General features: G+C 69.5%; 13 protein-coding genes and 1 pseudogene. 5 read left to right on the top strand and 9 right to left on the bottom strand.

Annotated elements, in window-relative coordinates:
- Positions 1–64: 64 nt before the first annotated feature.
- From ACWGIC_RS28985 to ACWGIC_RS28975, 3 genes are read right to left on the bottom strand one after another with little or no spacing between them, the layout of a single operon-like run.
- Positions 65–541: a DUF2771 family protein gene (locus ACWGIC_RS28985; RefSeq protein WP_452079085.1), complete on the bottom strand. Its 477-nt coding sequence runs from the start codon at positions 539–541 to the stop codon at positions 65–67.
- Between the two features lie 9 nt (positions 542–550).
- Entirely contained in the window at positions 551–2,557 is a 2,007-nt protein-coding gene (locus ACWGIC_RS28980) for an MFS transporter (protein ID WP_452079084.1), read from the bottom strand.
- Positions 2,558–2,595: 38 nt separating this feature from the next.
- Positions 2,596–3,369 carry a glutaminyl-peptide cyclotransferase gene (locus ACWGIC_RS28975; protein ID WP_452079083.1) on the bottom strand — a complete coding sequence of 258 codons (774 nt, stop codon included), beginning with the start codon at positions 3,367–3,369 and terminating at the stop codon, positions 2,596–2,598.
- A gap of 51 nt (positions 3,370–3,420) precedes the next feature.
- On the opposite strand from ACWGIC_RS28975, the pseudogene ACWGIC_RS28970 reads away from it, so the two are divergent.
- Both ACWGIC_RS28970 and ACWGIC_RS28965 read left to right on the top strand, forming a co-directional pair.
- Positions 3,421–4,482 (top strand): annotated as a pseudogene (locus ACWGIC_RS28970) (DUF3027 domain-containing protein); the annotation flags it as partial.
- Between the two features lie 158 nt (positions 4,483–4,640).
- Positions 4,641–7,433, top strand: a complete 2,793-nt coding sequence (locus ACWGIC_RS28965; protein WP_452079082.1) for a sacsin N-terminal ATP-binding-like domain-containing protein — start codon at positions 4,641–4,643, stop codon at positions 7,431–7,433.
- 33 nt (positions 7,434–7,466) lie between these two features.
- Here ACWGIC_RS28965 and ACWGIC_RS28960 read toward each other — a convergent pair whose 3' ends face one another.
- Complete coding sequence (locus ACWGIC_RS28960) at positions 7,467–7,694, bottom strand: DUF2530 domain-containing protein (RefSeq protein ID WP_043827386.1); 228 nt, start codon at positions 7,692–7,694, stop codon at positions 7,467–7,469.
- Between the two features lie 83 nt (positions 7,695–7,777).
- On the opposite strand from ACWGIC_RS28960, the gene ACWGIC_RS28955 reads away from it, so the two are divergent.
- The 3 genes from ACWGIC_RS28955 to ACWGIC_RS28945 all read left to right on the top strand — a co-directional run bounded on the left by ACWGIC_RS28955 (position 7,778) and on the right by ACWGIC_RS28945 (position 11,149).
- The gene (locus ACWGIC_RS28955) at positions 7,778–9,241 is read left to right on the top strand and encodes an NCS2 family permease (RefSeq protein ID WP_452079081.1); all 1,464 of its coding nucleotides are present in this window, start codon (positions 7,778–7,780) and stop codon (positions 9,239–9,241) included.
- A gap of 43 nt (positions 9,242–9,284) precedes the next feature.
- Complete coding sequence (locus tag ACWGIC_RS28950) at positions 9,285–9,716, top strand: MarR family winged helix-turn-helix transcriptional regulator (RefSeq protein WP_009083883.1); 432 nt, start codon at positions 9,285–9,287, stop codon at positions 9,714–9,716.
- Positions 9,717–9,892: 176 nt separating this feature from the next.
- Positions 9,893–11,149 carry an MFS transporter gene (locus ACWGIC_RS28945; protein WP_452079091.1) on the top strand — a complete coding sequence of 419 codons (1,257 nt, stop codon included), beginning with the start codon at positions 9,893–9,895 and terminating at the stop codon, positions 11,147–11,149.
- Between the two features lie 258 nt (positions 11,150–11,407).
- On the opposite strand, the gene ACWGIC_RS28940 is transcribed toward ACWGIC_RS28945, so the two are convergent.
- From ACWGIC_RS28940 to ACWGIC_RS28920, 5 genes are all read right to left on the bottom strand, one after another.
- Positions 11,408–12,208, bottom strand: coding sequence for an arylamine N-acetyltransferase family protein (locus ACWGIC_RS28940; protein ID WP_452079090.1), 801 nt, complete (start codon positions 12,206–12,208; stop codon positions 11,408–11,410).
- A 95-nt stretch (positions 12,209–12,303) separates the two neighbouring features.
- On the bottom strand, positions 12,304–12,927 hold the full coding sequence (locus ACWGIC_RS28935) for a superoxide dismutase (RefSeq protein ID WP_452079080.1): 624 nt from the start codon (positions 12,925–12,927) through the stop codon (positions 12,304–12,306).
- A 113-nt stretch (positions 12,928–13,040) separates the two neighbouring features.
- Entirely contained in the window at positions 13,041–13,715 is a 675-nt protein-coding gene (locus ACWGIC_RS28930; RefSeq protein ID WP_452079079.1) for a biliverdin-producing heme oxygenase, read from the bottom strand.
- Positions 13,716–13,792: 77 nt separating this feature from the next.
- Complete coding sequence (locus tag ACWGIC_RS28925) at positions 13,793–14,395, bottom strand: TetR/AcrR family transcriptional regulator (RefSeq protein ID WP_452079078.1); 603 nt, start codon at positions 14,393–14,395, stop codon at positions 13,793–13,795.
- Between the two features lie 52 nt (positions 14,396–14,447).
- Positions 14,448–15,944, bottom strand: a complete 1,497-nt coding sequence (locus ACWGIC_RS28920; protein ID WP_452079077.1) for a glutamate-cysteine ligase family protein — start codon at positions 15,942–15,944, stop codon at positions 14,448–14,450.
- Between the last annotated feature and the right edge of the window lie 187 nt (positions 15,945–16,131).

Genomic DNA, 16,131 nt, shown 5'->3' with positions numbered 1-16,131 from the left:
CTCCTTGAGGGAATCAGATTCCCTCAAGGAGCCCTTCACGGACTTGTCGACGAGGTTCGAGAACTCAAGCGGGCTGTACCTGCAGCGACCACAGCGCCGTCGTGACCGCCTCCGCGTCGTTCGGGTCGCCGGTGCGGCTGATCACCGACGCCTGCGCGATCTCGACCACGACGATCTGGTCGTCTTTCGCGGGCGGGGTCGCGGTGTAGGCGTAGCGGTCGCGGGAGGTGATGATGTCCTCCTTGAGCGGCTGGGGCTCGCCCTTGCTGTTCACGTACTGCACGGTGACCTTCCAGGGCGTCTCGGCGATCTCCTTCGGCACCGAGATCTGCACCGACCGGCCCGGCCGCACCTTGAGCTTGCCCGTCGCGCCGGGGTTGGCCGCGCAGACGCCCGATTTGATGTCGCAGTTGCCGATCGGGGCGGCGGTGATCGTGTGCCCGTCGGCGTAGAAAGTCACCTCGGCCGGGCCCGGCGCGGAACAGCCGGCCACCGCGAAACCACCGGCCGCGAGCACGGCCACCACCCGGGAACGTCGCATGGCCCGAGATTACCGGCGGCCCCTGGCGGGCCCGGGGGTGGGGAAGCTGCCGGTCGGCTCCGGGCGCAACGGGCGGTTGCCGCCGAGGCCGGGCAGCAGCGAACCGCCGCGCTGCACCAGGAACGTCTGCGTCAGGCCGACCGCCAGCAGGAGCGTCACGACCAGGAAGCCGATCCAGTACGTCGGCGGCAGCAGCAGCCCGACCGCGCCGCCCATGCACCACGACAGCTGCAGCACCGTCTCCGAACGCCCGAACGCCGACGCGCGCGACTGTTCCGGCAGATCCTCCTGGATCACCGCGTCGAGGCTGATCTTCGCCAGCGCGCTGGCGGTCGCGCCGATGAGCCCCACGATCGCCGCCGTGGCGAGGCCGGGCAGCAGCGTCGCGACCAACGTCGTCACGACACACGCCGCCACGCAGGCCACGATCACCTGGTCCGCCGCCCCGAAGTGCAGCCGCGAACCCAGCGCGTTGCCGACGAACCCGCCGACCCCGGCCGCCGCGCCGATGATGCCCAGCAACAGCAGCTGCACGAACGGGCTGTGCCCGGCGTGTTCGGTCTGCGCCTTCACCGCGAAGGCGGCGAACATCATCAGGAACCCGGTCAGCACGCGCACGGATCCGTTGCCCCACAAGGCAACGACGATGTGCCGGCCCATCGGCTGGCGCCGCCGCTTCTGCTTCGGCTCCGGCCGCGCGGACAGCGACGTCGGGACCTCGCCCTCGGTCACCTCGACCCACGCCGGGATCCGCATCGACTGCACGGCCGCGGCCACGCAGATCACGGCGGTGAACCACAGCGCGCCGGAGGAGTTGGTGAGGCTGCTCACGCCGCTGGCCAGCGCGCCGAACACGCCGCCAGCGATCAGGCCGAACACGGTGATCCGCGCGTTGGTCTTCGACAGCGTGATCTCCGGCGGTACCACGCGCGGCGTGACGGCCGCCTTCAGCACGGTGAACGACTTCGACAGCACCATCATCCCGAGCGCCGCCGGGTACAGCAGCCAGTCGTCGAAGTGCAGCGCCATCACCACGGCCATCAGGCCCTGCCCGATCGACGAGACGCACATCGCGAGCCGGCGGCCGCGCTGGATCCGGTCCAGCGCCGGGCCGATCACCGGCGCGACGAGCGCGAACGGCGCGATCGTGATCAGCAGGTACAGCGCGACCTTGCCCTTGCTCTCGCCGCTGGTCGCGGCGAAGAACAGCGTGTTGGCCAGCGCGATCGCCATCGCGGCGTCGCTGGCATAGTTCAGCATCACCGCGTACATCAGCGAGGTGAGACCGGACTTGTCCGCGCCGTCTGCCTTGGTGGCGCGCTGGAACGCGCCGATCGCCTGCCCGCTCAGCTGACGGCTGCGCAGCGCGGCGACCCGCGTGACGGTGAGCTTCTTCGGCAGCTTCGGAACCGAACCCGCGCCGGGGACGGCGGTGGTGTGCAGCGCCTCGTCCTGCTCGTCTTCGATGCGTGGTTCGCCCGCGTAGCCGCCGGTGTCGTAGTGCTCGTAGCCGGCGCTGCCGGGACGGTCGTCGTATGGACGCGGGTGGACGGGCTCGGTGCGGTGATCACGCGGCGGGTACGGCCGGGCTCCGCGCGGCGGCGGTGGCGGCGGCCGGTGTCCCATCGGGACGGCACCAGTGGGCGCTTCCTCGGCGTTCGGGGGGAACGGCGGCGCGTCGTCGTAGAACGCGCTGCGCGGCTCCGGACGTCCGGGATAGCGGCGCGGGTCGACGTGCTCGGTCCGCGGCGGCGGTTCAGCGGGGCGGCCGCGCGGAGGTTCGGGCGGGATTCGCTCCGGGCGGGCCCTCGGCGGCTCCGGCGCGTGCTCCGGCGGAGCCTGGCGAGTGCGCTGGTCAACGGCCTGATCGACCCGGGTCGGCGGGGCGTCGCGCCACGAACGGGCCTGCGCCGCGCCGGGCTCGGGCGTCCAGCGGCGCTTCTTCCGCCCACGGCCTTTGCCCGACTGCCCGCCGAGAGGGCTGTCGGAACTGGAGCGCGAGCTGAAGAGGGCCACGGTTCAATCCTGCCTCATCGAGGTCCCGTACCGCCCGGTCACGTGCCGGTTCGCTGATTTTCCGGGACGAACTTCACGCGGAACGAGGACGGCCACAGCTTCCCGGTCAGCAGGAATTCGTCCGTCCCGGGGATCGCGGCGATGCCGTTCAGCACGTCCTCGCCGGGCCGGGCAGGCTTGCGAAGCCGGCTGGCGTCGATTTTCGCGGTGATCCGTCCGGTGTTCGCGTCGATGCGCAGGATGGTGCCGGTCTGCCAGACGTTCGCGTAGACGGTGTCGCCGACGCACTCCAGTTCGTTCAGCTGGTCCTGGCTGACCTCGACGGAACCGGTGGCCGCAAACGTTTGCGGATCACGGAAGGTGAGCTTCGACGACCCGTTGCTCATCACCAGCCGCCCGCTGGGCTGGTGGCACAGCCCCCACCCCTCGCCGTCGTAGTGCACGCGCCGCAGTTCGGCGAGCGTCTGGGAGTCGCGTTCGATGGCGATTCCGTCGCGCCAGGTCAGCTGCCACAGCTTCGGCCCGAGCACCGTGATGCCCTCCGCGAACAGCGGCGACGGCACTGTCACCTGTTTGGCTGGCGTTCCGCCGGCCGGACCCGCGGTGAGCGCGGACTGTCCTTCGAGACCGCGGCTCTCGTACAGGGTCGTGCCGGAGTATTCGAGACCTTCGGTGAAGGCTGCCGAGTCGTGCGGCAGGGTCTCGAGCACCTGGACGGTGAGCTGTTCGGGCTGGGCGGGCGTCGCTTGGGTGCCCGCGCACCCGCCGAGCAGGGCAGCGGCCACCAGCGGCCAGACGATCCGGGTTCGCACGAGGAACAGCCTGGCACGGGCGGCGCGGATGCGTGCGGCACAATTGGGGGCATGACGCTGCTGTTGACCCTGGACGACGGCTCTCTCCACCGGAAGCTCGCGGACGCCGTGGCGATCGCGCGAGAGGCCGTGCTGGCGGAAGCCCCCGCTGAACAGGTCGGCGAGCACGTCGGGGTGGAGCGCGAGGACGCGGTGTCCGCGAGCCACCTTTTCGAAGCGACCGTGCCCGGATACCGGGGCTGGCGCTGGTCGGTCACCGTCGCGGTGGCCGGACCGGACGAGCCGGTCACGGTGAGCGAGCTGGTGCTGCAGCCGGGGCCGGAGGCCTTGGTCGCGCCCGCTTGGGTGCCGTGGGAACAGCGGGTGCGCGCGGGCGACCTCGGCGTCGGCGACCTGTTCCCCGCGGACAAGGACGACCCGCGCCTCGCGCCCGCGTACCTCCAGTCGGACGACCCGGCGGTCGAGGAGACGGCGCACGAGGTCGGCCTCGGCCGGGTGCACGTTCTTTCGCGCTTCGGCAGGCTGGACGCGGCCGAGCGCTGGCACAGCGGCGAGTTCGGCCCGCGGTCGGACATGGCTCGCAGCGCGCCCGCGACCTGTGGGACTTGCGGTTTCTTCGTGCCGCTGGCGGGGTCGTTGCGCGGGTCCTTCGGCGCCTGCACGAACGACATCGCGCCTGCCGACGGGCATGTGGTGGACGTGGCCTACGGGTGCGGGGCGCACTCGGAGGTGCGGGTCGAGGTGACTTCCTCGGTCCCGGTGGCGGAACTGGTCTACGACGATTCGCTGATCGACTTCACTCCGGCTCCGGAGGCGGCTCCCGAGCCGAGCGTGGCGGCGGACCCGGCAGCGGTTGAAGAAGCGGCGACGGCGGCAGCGGAGGAGACCGCTGAAGTGTCGGCGGTGGAACCGGAGGCGGCTGCGGAAGTGGCTGTCGAGGAAGCTGCCGTTGACGTTGCCGAGGTTTCGGACGCGGTTGCGCCGGAGGCTGCGGTTGAGGCCGGGGAGCCGGTGGAGACCGCGGCTGCTGAGCCGGTGGTTGAGGAAGCGGCGGAGACGGCGCCTGAGGTTGCGGACGCGGCCGAGCCGGACGCTGCGGTTGAGGCTGAGGAACCGGCGGCTGCCGAGCCGGTCGAGGACGCGGACGTCGCCGAGGCTTCGGCGGCGGGCACTGCTGCCGAGGTTGTCGTCGAGGCAGTCGCGCCGGAAGCAGCTGATTCGACGGACTCGGCGCAGCAGCACGGCGACTCCGACGGGAGCGATGTCCTCCGGTGAACGAGGTCGCTGGGGGAGCGGCTGATCCTTTCGGGACAGTCCGGCTGCGGGAAGCGGTCCTGAGCGCCTGGCGCGACTCGCCGACCCGCTTCACTGAGGACACCAACTCCGAACGCGACCTGCGCGTCGGCGCGTATCGCGATCGGCTGTTCGTCGAGCTGGCGCAGAACGCCGCCGACGCCGCGCAGCTCGCGGGCGAACCCGGGCGGATCCGGGTGTCCGTTGTGGACGGTGAGCTGCGGTTCGCGAATACCGGCGTGCCGTTGGACAGCCGGGGTGTCGAATCGCTGGCGTCGTTGCGGGCCTCGGCCAAGGAAGGCACGGTCGGCCGGTTCGGGGTCGGGTTCGCGGCGGTCCTGACTGTCACTGACGAACCGAGGGTGGTTTCCACCTCGGGCGGGGTCGCGTTTTCCGCGCAGCGCACGCGGGAGGAATCCGGGCGGGACGGGGATGTTCCGGTGCTGCGGCTGCCGTTTCCCATCGCGGAACAGCCGAGCGACGGGTTCGCCACCGAAGTGCGGTTGCCGCTCAGGGAATCCGGGGAAGGACTCCTCGACAGCCTGGCGAACGAGATCGAAGACCTCTTGCTGGCGCTGCCTTGGCTTGCTGAGGCCGAAGTAGACGGTCGCAAGTGGACTCGAAGCGGCGAAGAGATCGTTGAGATCACTTCCCCGGCTGGGCAACGGCGTTGGCTGAAGCACGGGATCTGGGCGATTCCGGTGGACGCCGACGAGGTGCCGCAGCCGCTTGAGGACGACGTGCTGCACGCGCCTACGCCGACCGACGAAGGTCTTTCGCTTCCGGCAAGGCTGATCGCGGAAGTGCCGTTGGAACCGTCCCGTCGCCGGGTGCTTCCCGGGGCGGAACTCACTCGCGCGCTGGAGAACGCGGCGAGTGAGTACATCGGGCTGGTCAGGGCGGTCAAGGCGGAGCACCGGGCAACTTTGGTGCCCGCAGCGGGCTTCCCGCTGTCCACTGTGGACGCAAAGCTGAAAGAGCTGGTGTATTCCGCGCTCGCGCAGGAACCGTGGCTGGCCACAGTGGACGGTCACGAAGTCTCCGGGCAGCAGGCCAGGGTGCTCGACGTCGACGGGCTGGCTCCGCTGCTCGCGGACCTCATCCCGGGCCTCGTACAGGCGGATCCGCGGTTGCTCAAGCCGGTGTCCGCGCACATCCTCGGCATCGGTGACGTCCTTGAAGTCCTGACTGGCATTGACCGTGAGCCCGGCTGGTGGCAGAAGCTCTACGCGGAGCTGGCGGTCGCGGTCGAGTCTCACGCGCTCAGCCCGAATCAGCTGGACGGGCTTCCGGTTCCGTTGTCGGACGGCCGGACACTGCCGGGCGTCAAGGGTGCGCTGCTCGTCGACGGCAGCAGCGAACTACGGGAACTTCTGTCCGATGTGGACGTTCCGGGGCTCCGGCTGGTGCATCCGGGTGCGGCGCATCAATTGCTGGAACTGCTGGGGGCCAAGCACGCTGACGCGCGCCAGCTCCTCGAAGCGGAACAACTGCAGTACGCGGTCGAGCACAGCGTCGCCGACGTTCAGTCCGGTTTGGACGGAATGAACCTCGCGGGTGCGGTGCTCCGCCTGGTCACGGATTGCGGCGACCAGGCACCGGAGTGGATCGGGGCGCTGGCGCTTCCCTCGGAGGACGGCTGGCGGCGCGCGGACGAGCTGGTGCTGCCGACGTCGCCGTTGCTGGACGTGATCGACCCCGAGGTGTTCGAACCCGGCGGCGCGCTTTCCGTGCTGGACGAGGAATTCGCGGAGGACTGGCCCACGGGGACGCTGGTCGCGGCGAAGGTGCTCGACTCGTTCGCGATCGTGCTGGAAGAGGAGCCGCACGAGCCCGACCACAACTTGCCGGACGAAGAGCAGTGGTGGGATTCGTTCGAGCAGCCGCCGACGACGGTGGTGGCCATCCGGGACCTCGACCTCGTCGCGGACGACGCCTGGCCGGACGCGCTCCGGCTGATCGCGGCGCGTCCGGAAACGTGGCAGGCGCTGCACAGCCCGGACGGCCACGCGGGCTGGTGGCTCGCGCGGTACGCCTTGCTGGCCGGCGAAGCGCCCGGTGCGTGGCGGCTGGCTTCGGCGACCGCGCTGGCGGGGCTGTACGACCCGGTGCCGGATCTCGAACTGAGCGACGAACTGCTCCGGGCGGCAGGCGTCCGGACCGGGCTGGATCTGGAGACCGCGGAAGACGTCACCGATCTGCTCGAACGGCTCGGCGATCCACAACGGACTCCGACGCCGGGGCTGGTGGCCCGCGCACACGCGGCCTTGGTGGCCGCGCCCATCGACATCTCCGACGTCGACGCGCCCGCCCGAGTCCGCGCGGCGGACGGAAGCGTCGTCGAGGATGCCGTGGTGCTGGACGTTCCCTGGGTCGCGGCGGCACTCGCCCCGGCGAAGATCATCGTCGCGCCTGCCGAACCGGAGCGGCTGGCGGAACTCCTGGACGTCCCGGTCGCGAGCAGTCTCAAAGCCGAGATCGACAGCACCGGCGAGTACGTCGCGTGGGCCGACCTGCCCGCTCTCGCGCTCGCCGCGGACCAGCTCGGCATCGCGTTGCCGGAGGGCGGCGTGCTGCTGCACGATCCGCTCACCGTGACGGTCGACGGCGAAACGGCCGAGGTGCCGTGGTGGTCCGATGACCGGTTGCACGCCGCGGACACGTCCGAGGGGTTGGCGCGCGCCTTCGCCTGGGCGAGCGACCGCTGGGGCGAGCGTTACCGCATTACGGCGCTGCTGGAAGACCCCGCGCCGCGCACGCTGCTGAACTGACGTCCGCGAGGCCGGGGAGAACCGGCGGGAACGTCAGAGCCGCTGCGCCGACTTGGACCCGCGCCGGGCCGCCGCGCGCTGCCAGAAAATAATCCCGAACCCGATGAACCCGAGCGCGATCCCGGCCAGGCACGTCTGCACCCACACGCCCCCGCTCGTGAAGAAGAGCACCACGAGCGCGACAAGCCAGAGCGCAGTACCTACGATCACCACCGGCGTCAGGTCGGTGAGCCGCTTCGGCAGGTCCGGCGTGTGCCGCAAGGCGGCCGGAGCGTCCGGGGCACTGGTCGGTTCGTCCACGACACCGAGCTTACCCGGACCGAAACAGCGAGACAGGCGGGGAAATGGCGGAGCAGCGCGAGCGGGCGGGGTCCACACTGGACCGCTTCTTCCGGATCAGCGAACGCGGGTCGAGCACCGGGCGGGAGATCCGCGGCGGCGTGGTCACGTTCGTGACGATGGCCTACATCGTGGTGCTGAACCCGCTGATCATCGGCAGCTTCGCGGCGGACACCCCGTCCGCGCACAAGGACGTGCTCGGCCACATCCTCCCGGTGCCGCAGGTCGCGGCGGTGACCGCGCTGGTCGCCGGCGTGCTGACGATCCTGATGGGCCTCGTCGCGAACTACCCGTTCGGCATCGCCACCGGGCTCGGCATCAACAGCCTGCTCGCGGTCACCATCGCGCCGCAGATGAGCTGGCCGGAGGCGATGGGCCTGGTGGTCATCGAGGGCGTGATCATCGTCCTGCTCGTGCTCACCGGCTTCCGCACTGCGGTGTTCCGCGCCGTGCCGCCCGCGCTGAAGTCGGCGATCGCGGTCGGCATCGGGCTGTTCATCTGCCTGATCGGGCTGGTCGACGCCGGTTTCGTGCGGAGGCTCCCGGACGAAGCGCACACCACGGTCCCAGTCGGGCTCGGCATCGGCGGTTCCATCGCCTCGTGGCCGACCGCGGTGTTCGTCGTCGGGCTGCTGCTCACCGCGGTCCTCGTGGCCAAGAAGGTCAAGGGTGCGATCCTGATCGGCGTGCTCGGCTCGACCGTGCTCGCGATCGTGGTCGAGGCGATCGTGAAGGCCGGGCAGTCGAACGGCACCGACCCGAAGGGCTGGAATCTCGGCTACCCGGCGCTGCCGGAGAAGGTCGTCGGCCTTCCGGACCTGTCGCTGGTCGGCGACGTGTCGTTCGGCGCATGGACCCGGCTGCCGATCATCACCGTGGTGCTGCTCGTCTTCACCCTCGTGCTCGCGGACTTCTTCGACGCCATGGGCACGATGACCGGGCTCGGCAAGGAAGCGGGACTGGTGGACAAGGACGGCCAGCTGCCGAACGTCGGCAAGGCGCTGTTCGTCGAGGGCCTCGCGGGCGCGGCCGGCGGGTTCGGCTCGGCCAGTTCGAACACGGTGTTCGTGGAATCCGCGGCCGGCATCGCGGAGGGCGCGCGGACCGGGCTGGCGAACGTCGTGACCGGCCTGCTGTTCATCGCCGCGATGTTCCTGACCCCGCTGTACCAGGTGGTGCCGGTCGAGGCCGCCGCGCCGGCGCTGGTCGTGGTCGGCGCGCTGATGATGGCGCAGGTCCGCGACATCGACTTCACCGATTTCAAGATCGCGCTGCCCGCGTTCCTGACCATCGTGGTCATGCCGTTCACCTATTCGATCGCCAACGGCATCGGCGCCGGATTCGTGAGCTACGTCGTGATCCAGGCGGTCACCGGCAAGGCCAGGAAGGTGCACCCGCTGATGTGGGTGATCGCGGTGGCGTTCGTCGCCTACTTCGCCGTCGGGCCGATCGAGGCCGCGCTCAGCTGACCGGCGCAAGCGCCGAGCGCAGGTCGTGAGGTATGCTAACTATATGTCCGGCGACCCGCACGAGCGCTCCCTGGCGAGCCGCTTGCGTCTCGCGGTGGTGCGGCTCAACCGCAGGCTCCGGGCACAGCGGGTGGCTGACGACGTGTCGCTCACGCAGATCGCGGCGTTGTCCACCCTGCACAAATGCGGTCCGCTGACCCCGGGTCAGCTCGCCGCGAAGGAAGGCGTCCAGCCGCCCTCGATGACGAGGGTGATCGCCGCGCTCGAGGAGATGGGGTTCGTCGAGCGCAGGCCGCATCCGACCGACGGCCGCCAGGCCATCGTCGAGCTGTCCGACGACGGGCTCGCGTTCGTGCGCAAGGCCATCTCGGTGCGGGAGGCGTGGCTGGACCGGCAACTGGCCGAACTCGGCGAGGAAGAGCTCGAAGTGCTCTCCCGAGCCGCGGAGATCATCGACAGGATGGCGGGGAACTAGCACAGGTGACCACCACGGGTAGCGAAACAGGATGTCCGGCCCAATCCTCTGCTACCCGGGACACGGCACCGCCGCCGTCCGGCTCCGCTCCGCCCGGCCCGTCTTCTACTGCCGGGAAAACGTCTTCCGAGGCGGAAACCGGCGCGGAAACCCAGGAAACCAAGACCCGCCGCACGATGTTTTCGTCGCTGCGCGTGCGGAACTACCGGCTGTTCTTCAGCGGCCAGGTCATCTCGAACATCGGCACCTGGATGCAGCGCATCGCACAGGACTGGCTGGTGTTCACGCTGTCGGGCAACGACCCGGTGGCGCTCGGCGTCGCGGTCGCGCTGCAGTTCATCCCGACACTGCTGCTGTCGCTGTGGGCGGGCGTGCTCGCCGACCGCGTCGACAAGCGCAAACTGCTGATGCTCATCCAGTCGGTGAACTGCCTGCAGGCCGTGCTGCTCGGCGTGCTCGACCTGACCGGCGTCGTCCAGCTGTGGCACGTCTACCTGCTGTGCGTGATGCTCGGGACGACCTCGGCGATCGAGGTGCCGACGCGGCAGTCGTTCGTCGCCGAGATGGTCGGCCGCGACCAGGTGGCGAACGCGGTCGCGCTGAACTCGTCGATCTTCAACATGGCGCGCATCGTCGGACCGGCCATCGCCGGGTTCGCGATCACCTGGGTCGGCACCGGCTGGCTGTTCATCGCGAACGCGGCGAGCACCATCGCGGTGATCACCGGGGTCGCGCTGATGAACCCGGCGAAGCTGTTCCGCGGCCCGGCGATCCCGCGCGCGAAGGGCCAGCTGGCGGAGGGCCTGCGCTACGTGCGCGGGCGGCCGGACCTGGTGACGGTCATGGTGCTGATGTTCTTCGTCAGCACGTTCGGCATCACCTACTTCACGTCGCTGCCGATCGTGGCCGCGAACGTGTTCCACACCCAGGCCGACGGCTACGGCCTGCTGTCGACGCTCGTCGCGGTCGGCACCTTCACCGGCGCGCTGGCGTCGGCTCGCCGGGGAGTGAAGGGCCGTCCCCGGGTGCGGCTGATGCTGGTGGCCGCGGCGCTGCTCGGGACGTTCGAGTTCATCACCGCGTTCATGCCGACGTACCTGGCGTTCGGGATCGGGCTGATCCCGCTCGGCTTCGCCACGATCACCTTCCTGAACACGGCGAACGCGCTGGTGCAGACGTCGGTGTCGCCGGAGATGCGCGGCCGCGTGATGGGCATCTACGTGCTGGTGCTGATCGGCGGCAACCCGATCGGCGGGCCGATGACCGGCTGGATGGCCGACACGTTCGGCGGCCGGTCGCCGTTCTACATCGGCGGCGCGATCTCGGCGATCGCGGCGGTGGTGTGCGCGGTGGTGCTGATCCGGCGAGGCGGCGTACGGCTGCCCCGGCGGCTGGGCAACGGCCTGCGGATTCTGCCCCGGGAACGGGCTTGACCTGCGGTAATGGCTGCCGGACACGACGGAAGCCCGCCGAAAGTTGTCACTCGGGCGGGTGAGACCGAGGTCTCCGCGGGGACGGTCTTGCCTCTATTGGTGAGGTTAGGCTAACCTCATACATGTCCGCTTCGTGGTGGGAGCGGCAGTCAGTTCGGGAACGGACAGAGCCCCGCAACCTGGGAACCCCGGGATGCGGGGCTCTGTTCATGGTCGGGGCTCTTCCCCGCGACGGCAAGGCCGTTCACGGGGTGAGCGTCAGGACGGGTGCGGGGTCGAGACCTCCAGCGGATGTTCACCCGGGCGCATCGGAAGGCGGCTCAGCCGCAGGCCGAAGTACACGTGGTACGCCATCCGCACGGCCTCGTCGCTCGGCAGCAGCACCTCGTGCCGCACTCCGTCCACCGTCTCGATCAGCCGGTCGCCGGACAGCGTCACCCGGCCTTGGGCGGTCGGGCGGGAGCAGGTCAGGGACTGCGTGAAGTGCGATCGCGGCGAGGTCGACTGCCACCACGCCATCGGCGCGAAGTCCGACAGCTGCCGTGGGCGGCGCTCCAGGCGGTACTCGGGCTTGCCGTCGCGCAGGACGTCCACGTCGCCGTACGGGGCGTCCAGGAGGAGATAGTCGCCCTCCAGATCGCTCTGGGGCTCGACCGCGGACAGCGCCAGCGGTTGCCGGCTGAACCTGCCGAAGCCGACGTCCACCAGGTACTGCTCGTCGCCGAGCTGGACGAGGATGGCGGCGTGGTCCAGCGGCGGGCCGGGCTCGCCCGCGTCGTTGAAGACCCGGGCCCCGTGCAGCGTCGCGGCGAAGCCCAGCTCCCGCAGCAGGGCGGCGAAAAGACCGTTCAGCTCGTAGCAGAATCCGCCCCGGCGGCGGCGCACGAGCTTGTCGAAAAGCGCTTCTTCGGTGAGTTCGAGGGGTTCTCCGAGGTGCACGCTCAGGTTCTCGAACGGGACGTGCATCAGGTGCCGCTCTTGGAGCAGGCGTAACGCGGCCAGGTCGGCCGCCGGAGGCACCGGCAGGTCCAGGCGAGCGAGGTAGGCGTCGACGTCCATGGGTTCCACTCTCACACCTCCAGTGCACTCCAGGTCAAGCGAAATAAAACGGGGCCCGGCCCTCCCCGGGCCAGGCCCCGCGGCTGCCTCGGCCCTCAGTCCAGCAGGAGGCCGTTGCCGCCGGCGACGGCGTTGTCGAAGCGCTTGCCGATCTCGGCCCAGTTGAACACGTTCCACAGAGCGTTGACGTAGTCCGGCTTCACGTTCTTGTAGTCCAGGTAGAACGCGTGCTCCCACACGTCGACCAGCAGGATCGGCGTGGTCGGCAGGATCAGGTTGTTGTGGTGGTCGCGCAGCTGCTGGGTGATCAGCGTCTTGCCGATCGGGTCCCACGACAGCGCGCCCCACCCGTTGCCCTGGATCGTGGTCGACACCGCGGTGAACTGGGCCTTGAACTTGTCGAACGAGCCGAACGCCTCGTCGATCGCCGCGGCCAGCTCGCCGGTCGGCTTGTCCCCGCCCTCCGGCGACAGGATCTTCCACCACGCCACGTGGTTGGCGTGCCCGGCCAGGTTGAACGCCAGCGTCGTCTCCAGGCCCACGATCGAGCCGAAATCGCCCGCCTCCCGCGCGGCGGCGAGCTTGTCCAGCGTGTCGTTCGCGCCCTTCACGTAGGTCGCGTGGTGCTTGCTGTGGTGCAGCTCGTTGATCTCGCCCGAAATGTACGGCGCGAGGGCACCGTAGTCGTAATCGAGTTCGGGCAGCTCGTACCGGGCCATGGGCCCTCCTTCTGGTCGACGCGCGGTTTTGCTTGCGGCTTCCCGTGCGGGAGCCTTCTGAAACCGAGCGTCGTACTTCAAGCTAGGTGGAGGTCAACCCGCTGTGACCCGGCTCATGCCGATGGGTCCCGGTACCGCGCGAGGTCGCGGGCCAGTTCGTCGAACACCGCCACGTTGTGCTCGAAGGCGACCACGGATTCGTCGATCACCCGGGCGCGGTCCTGTTCGCTCCACGGCGCCTCGTCCAGCTTCGCGCGGTAGCGGTCGCGGAAGGCGGGGGCGCTGCCGATCTGGTCGAAGCGGTAGAAGAGCGTGCCCGCCTCGGCGAGGTCGAACTTCTTCTCCAGCAGCCGCCGGATGATCTGGCCGCCGGCGATGTCGCCGAGGTAGCGCGTGTAGTGGTGCGCCACGAAGCCGCCGGACCAGCGCGCCGCCTCGGCGATCCGTGCGGTGTAGGCCTCGGTGGCGGCGAGCGGGGCGATCTCAGTGCGCCAGCCGGGCCCGACCAGGTGGGCGAGGTCGCGTTCCAGTGCGGGCAGCCGGCGCAGCTCCTCGAACACGAACTGGCCGCCGACCGGGTCGTCGGCCATCGCGTCGCCGGCGCGCTCGATCGCCTGGTAGATGAAGTAGTACTGGGTGGCCAGCGCCGCGTAGCCGTCCAGCGTCAGCTCGCCGCCGAGCAGGGCGTTCATGTACGTGGAGTGGTTGGCCTTCTCGTGCACCGTCCTCGTGGACGCGCGCAGTTGTCCGGAGAACGGGCTGGCTTCGAGGTCCGCGGTCACCGTCATCAAAGGCCTCCCGGCGTCTTTATGACAAGCTGTCAGAAAGACTGTAGGCCACGATTGCGACTTAGGCTACCCTAAAATCAGCTGTTTTCTTGCGAACCGACCGCCCGCCGGACGAACCGCACGGCGGCCTCGATGGCGTCTTCCAGCTGGTCAGCGGGCACATCGATGACCTGACGGCTGCCGAGTGCGGCGGTGATCATCGGAACCACCACATCGAGGTCTTGCGCGGGCCAGCTGCCCGCGTCGACTCCGGCGAGCAGCACGGTGCGAAGCTGTTCGATGATCGGGTCGGCGTGCGCGCTGATCCGCTGGTACGCCGCGGGCGCGAGCGCGGATTCCAGCGCGGTTCCCGGCGGAAGGTGGTGTTCGGCCAGCACGCGCAGCTGCAGCCGGACGAACGTGGCCAGCTGGGCGACTGGGTCGCTTTCGGCGTCCACCGCCTCGCGCAGCCGCTCGACATAGCGCGCGGCCTCGTCCTCCACGAACGCGACGAGCAGGCTTTCCTTGTCCGGGAAGTGGTTGTACATCGCGGTGCGGCCAAGCCCAGCCGCCGCGGCGACCCCGGCGAGCGTGATCGCGTCGAACCCGCGCTCGTACAGCTGCGCCCGGACGACGTCGAACACCCGTGAACGCACTTCGCGGCGGTGCGCTTCGAGCGAACCGCCCAGCACCTTCGGCACGTGCGCCACCCCCTTCTCGTGCGAAACACTGTAGGGGACTTTGCGAATCGGCTCAGTCGTCGAGCGACCAGGTGTGCACCGGCTCGCCTTCGGCCGACAGTTCCAGGTACCGGCGCAGCATCCAGTTGAGCGCGGTTTCGCGGTCGGCTCCGCGTTGGTGCGCGCGCAGCACGTAGTCCCGCTGCCAGGCCGCGCCGTTGCGGCGGGCGAGGCATCGGCGTTCGATGATGCCGAGATAGCGCACCCGGGCTTCGTCGGACACATCCGAACGGCGAAGGCCCTCGTGCGCCAGCGGCAACAACACGCGCAACGCCAGCTCGTCCGGCGGGATCCAGCCGATGCCGGGCCAGTACAGCTGCGCGTCGAAACCCTTGCGCGCGCCCTCGTACAGGTTTTCTTCCGCTGCCTGGAACGACATCTGCGACCAGACCGGCCGCTCTTGTTCGGCCAGTGCGCGTTGCGCGCCGTAGAAAAACGCCGCGTTGGCGACCATGTCGGCGACCGTCGGACCGGCGGGCAGCACGCGGTTTTCCACCCGCAGGTGCGGCAGGCCGTCGACGACGTCGTACACCGGGCGGTTCCACCGCCAAATAGTTCCGTTGTGCAGCCGCAGTTCGGAAAGCTTCGGCGCCTGCCCGGATTCCAGCGCCTCGATCGGATCTTCGAGATCGGTCTCAGGCAGCAGGCCTGGGAAATAGCGGACGTTTTCCTCGAACAGGTCGAAGATCGACGTGATCCACCTTTCGCCGAACCACACCCGCGGCCGGACGCCCTGGTTTTTCAGCTCTTCCGGCCGGGTGTCGGTGGCCTGCTGGAAGAGCGGGATCCGGGTTTCGTGCCACAGCGCCTTGCCCAGCAGGAAGGGCGAGTTCGAGGCGAGCGCGATCTGCACGCCGGCCAGGCATTGCGCGGCGTTCCAATGCGCCGCGAATTCCTCCGGGGCCACCTGCAGATGCAATTGGACCGAAGTACAAGCGGCCTCCGGGAGAATGGACTCCGCGTAGTGCCGCAGCCGTTCCGGCTGGCCGCCGGGCAGCGCCGGACCGTCCATCGCGAGCGCGATCCGCTCGCCACGGGCGGCGAAGATCTCGTCGTTCAACGACGAATAGCGCGTTTTGTGGGAAAGCCACTTCTGATCGAAATGCTCCGGGCCCAGCGTCGGCAGAATGCCGATCATGGCCACCGACGAACCGGTGTGCGCCGCGCTCTCCTGCGCTTTCGCGAGGTAGGAGAGCAGGTCTTCTTCCAGGCGCAGCGCGGAATCCCCGGCGAGCGGGCGCGGCGGCACGTTGAGTTCCAGGTTGTGCTGGCCGAGCTCGGTGGTGAACGACGCGTCGTCGAGCGCCTCCAGCACGACCGAGTTGGTCATCGACGGGCGCAGCTGCCCGTCCACCAGGTTCAGCTCGACTTCGAGGCCGATGTTCTTGCGGGGAAAGGAAAAACTCCCGTCGGTGAGCATCCGAGCCAAGGTGTCGAGGCATCGCTGGACCTTCCGGCGGTACCGTCCGCGGTCGAGCCGGCCGGGGTGTGCCGAGAGATCCGTACCCATGGTTCGACGCGCTCCTTGGCTGCTGTCCGCAGTGGTCTGGGCGGCTAGGACGCCAGGGAAACCACCGTCGCACAGCGGAGTGTCCTGGGCTAGCGGCCAAACTGGTGCTCTCCGTCACCGACGATTGACCCTGCGCGTAACTAGGCCGTTCGCACTAGAGCATGCCACGCGTTCGGACCAATGGGCA

The organism is Amycolatopsis sp. NPDC054798 (assembly GCF_053611505.1).
This window is presented reverse-complemented; position numbering and strand designations above follow the sequence as displayed.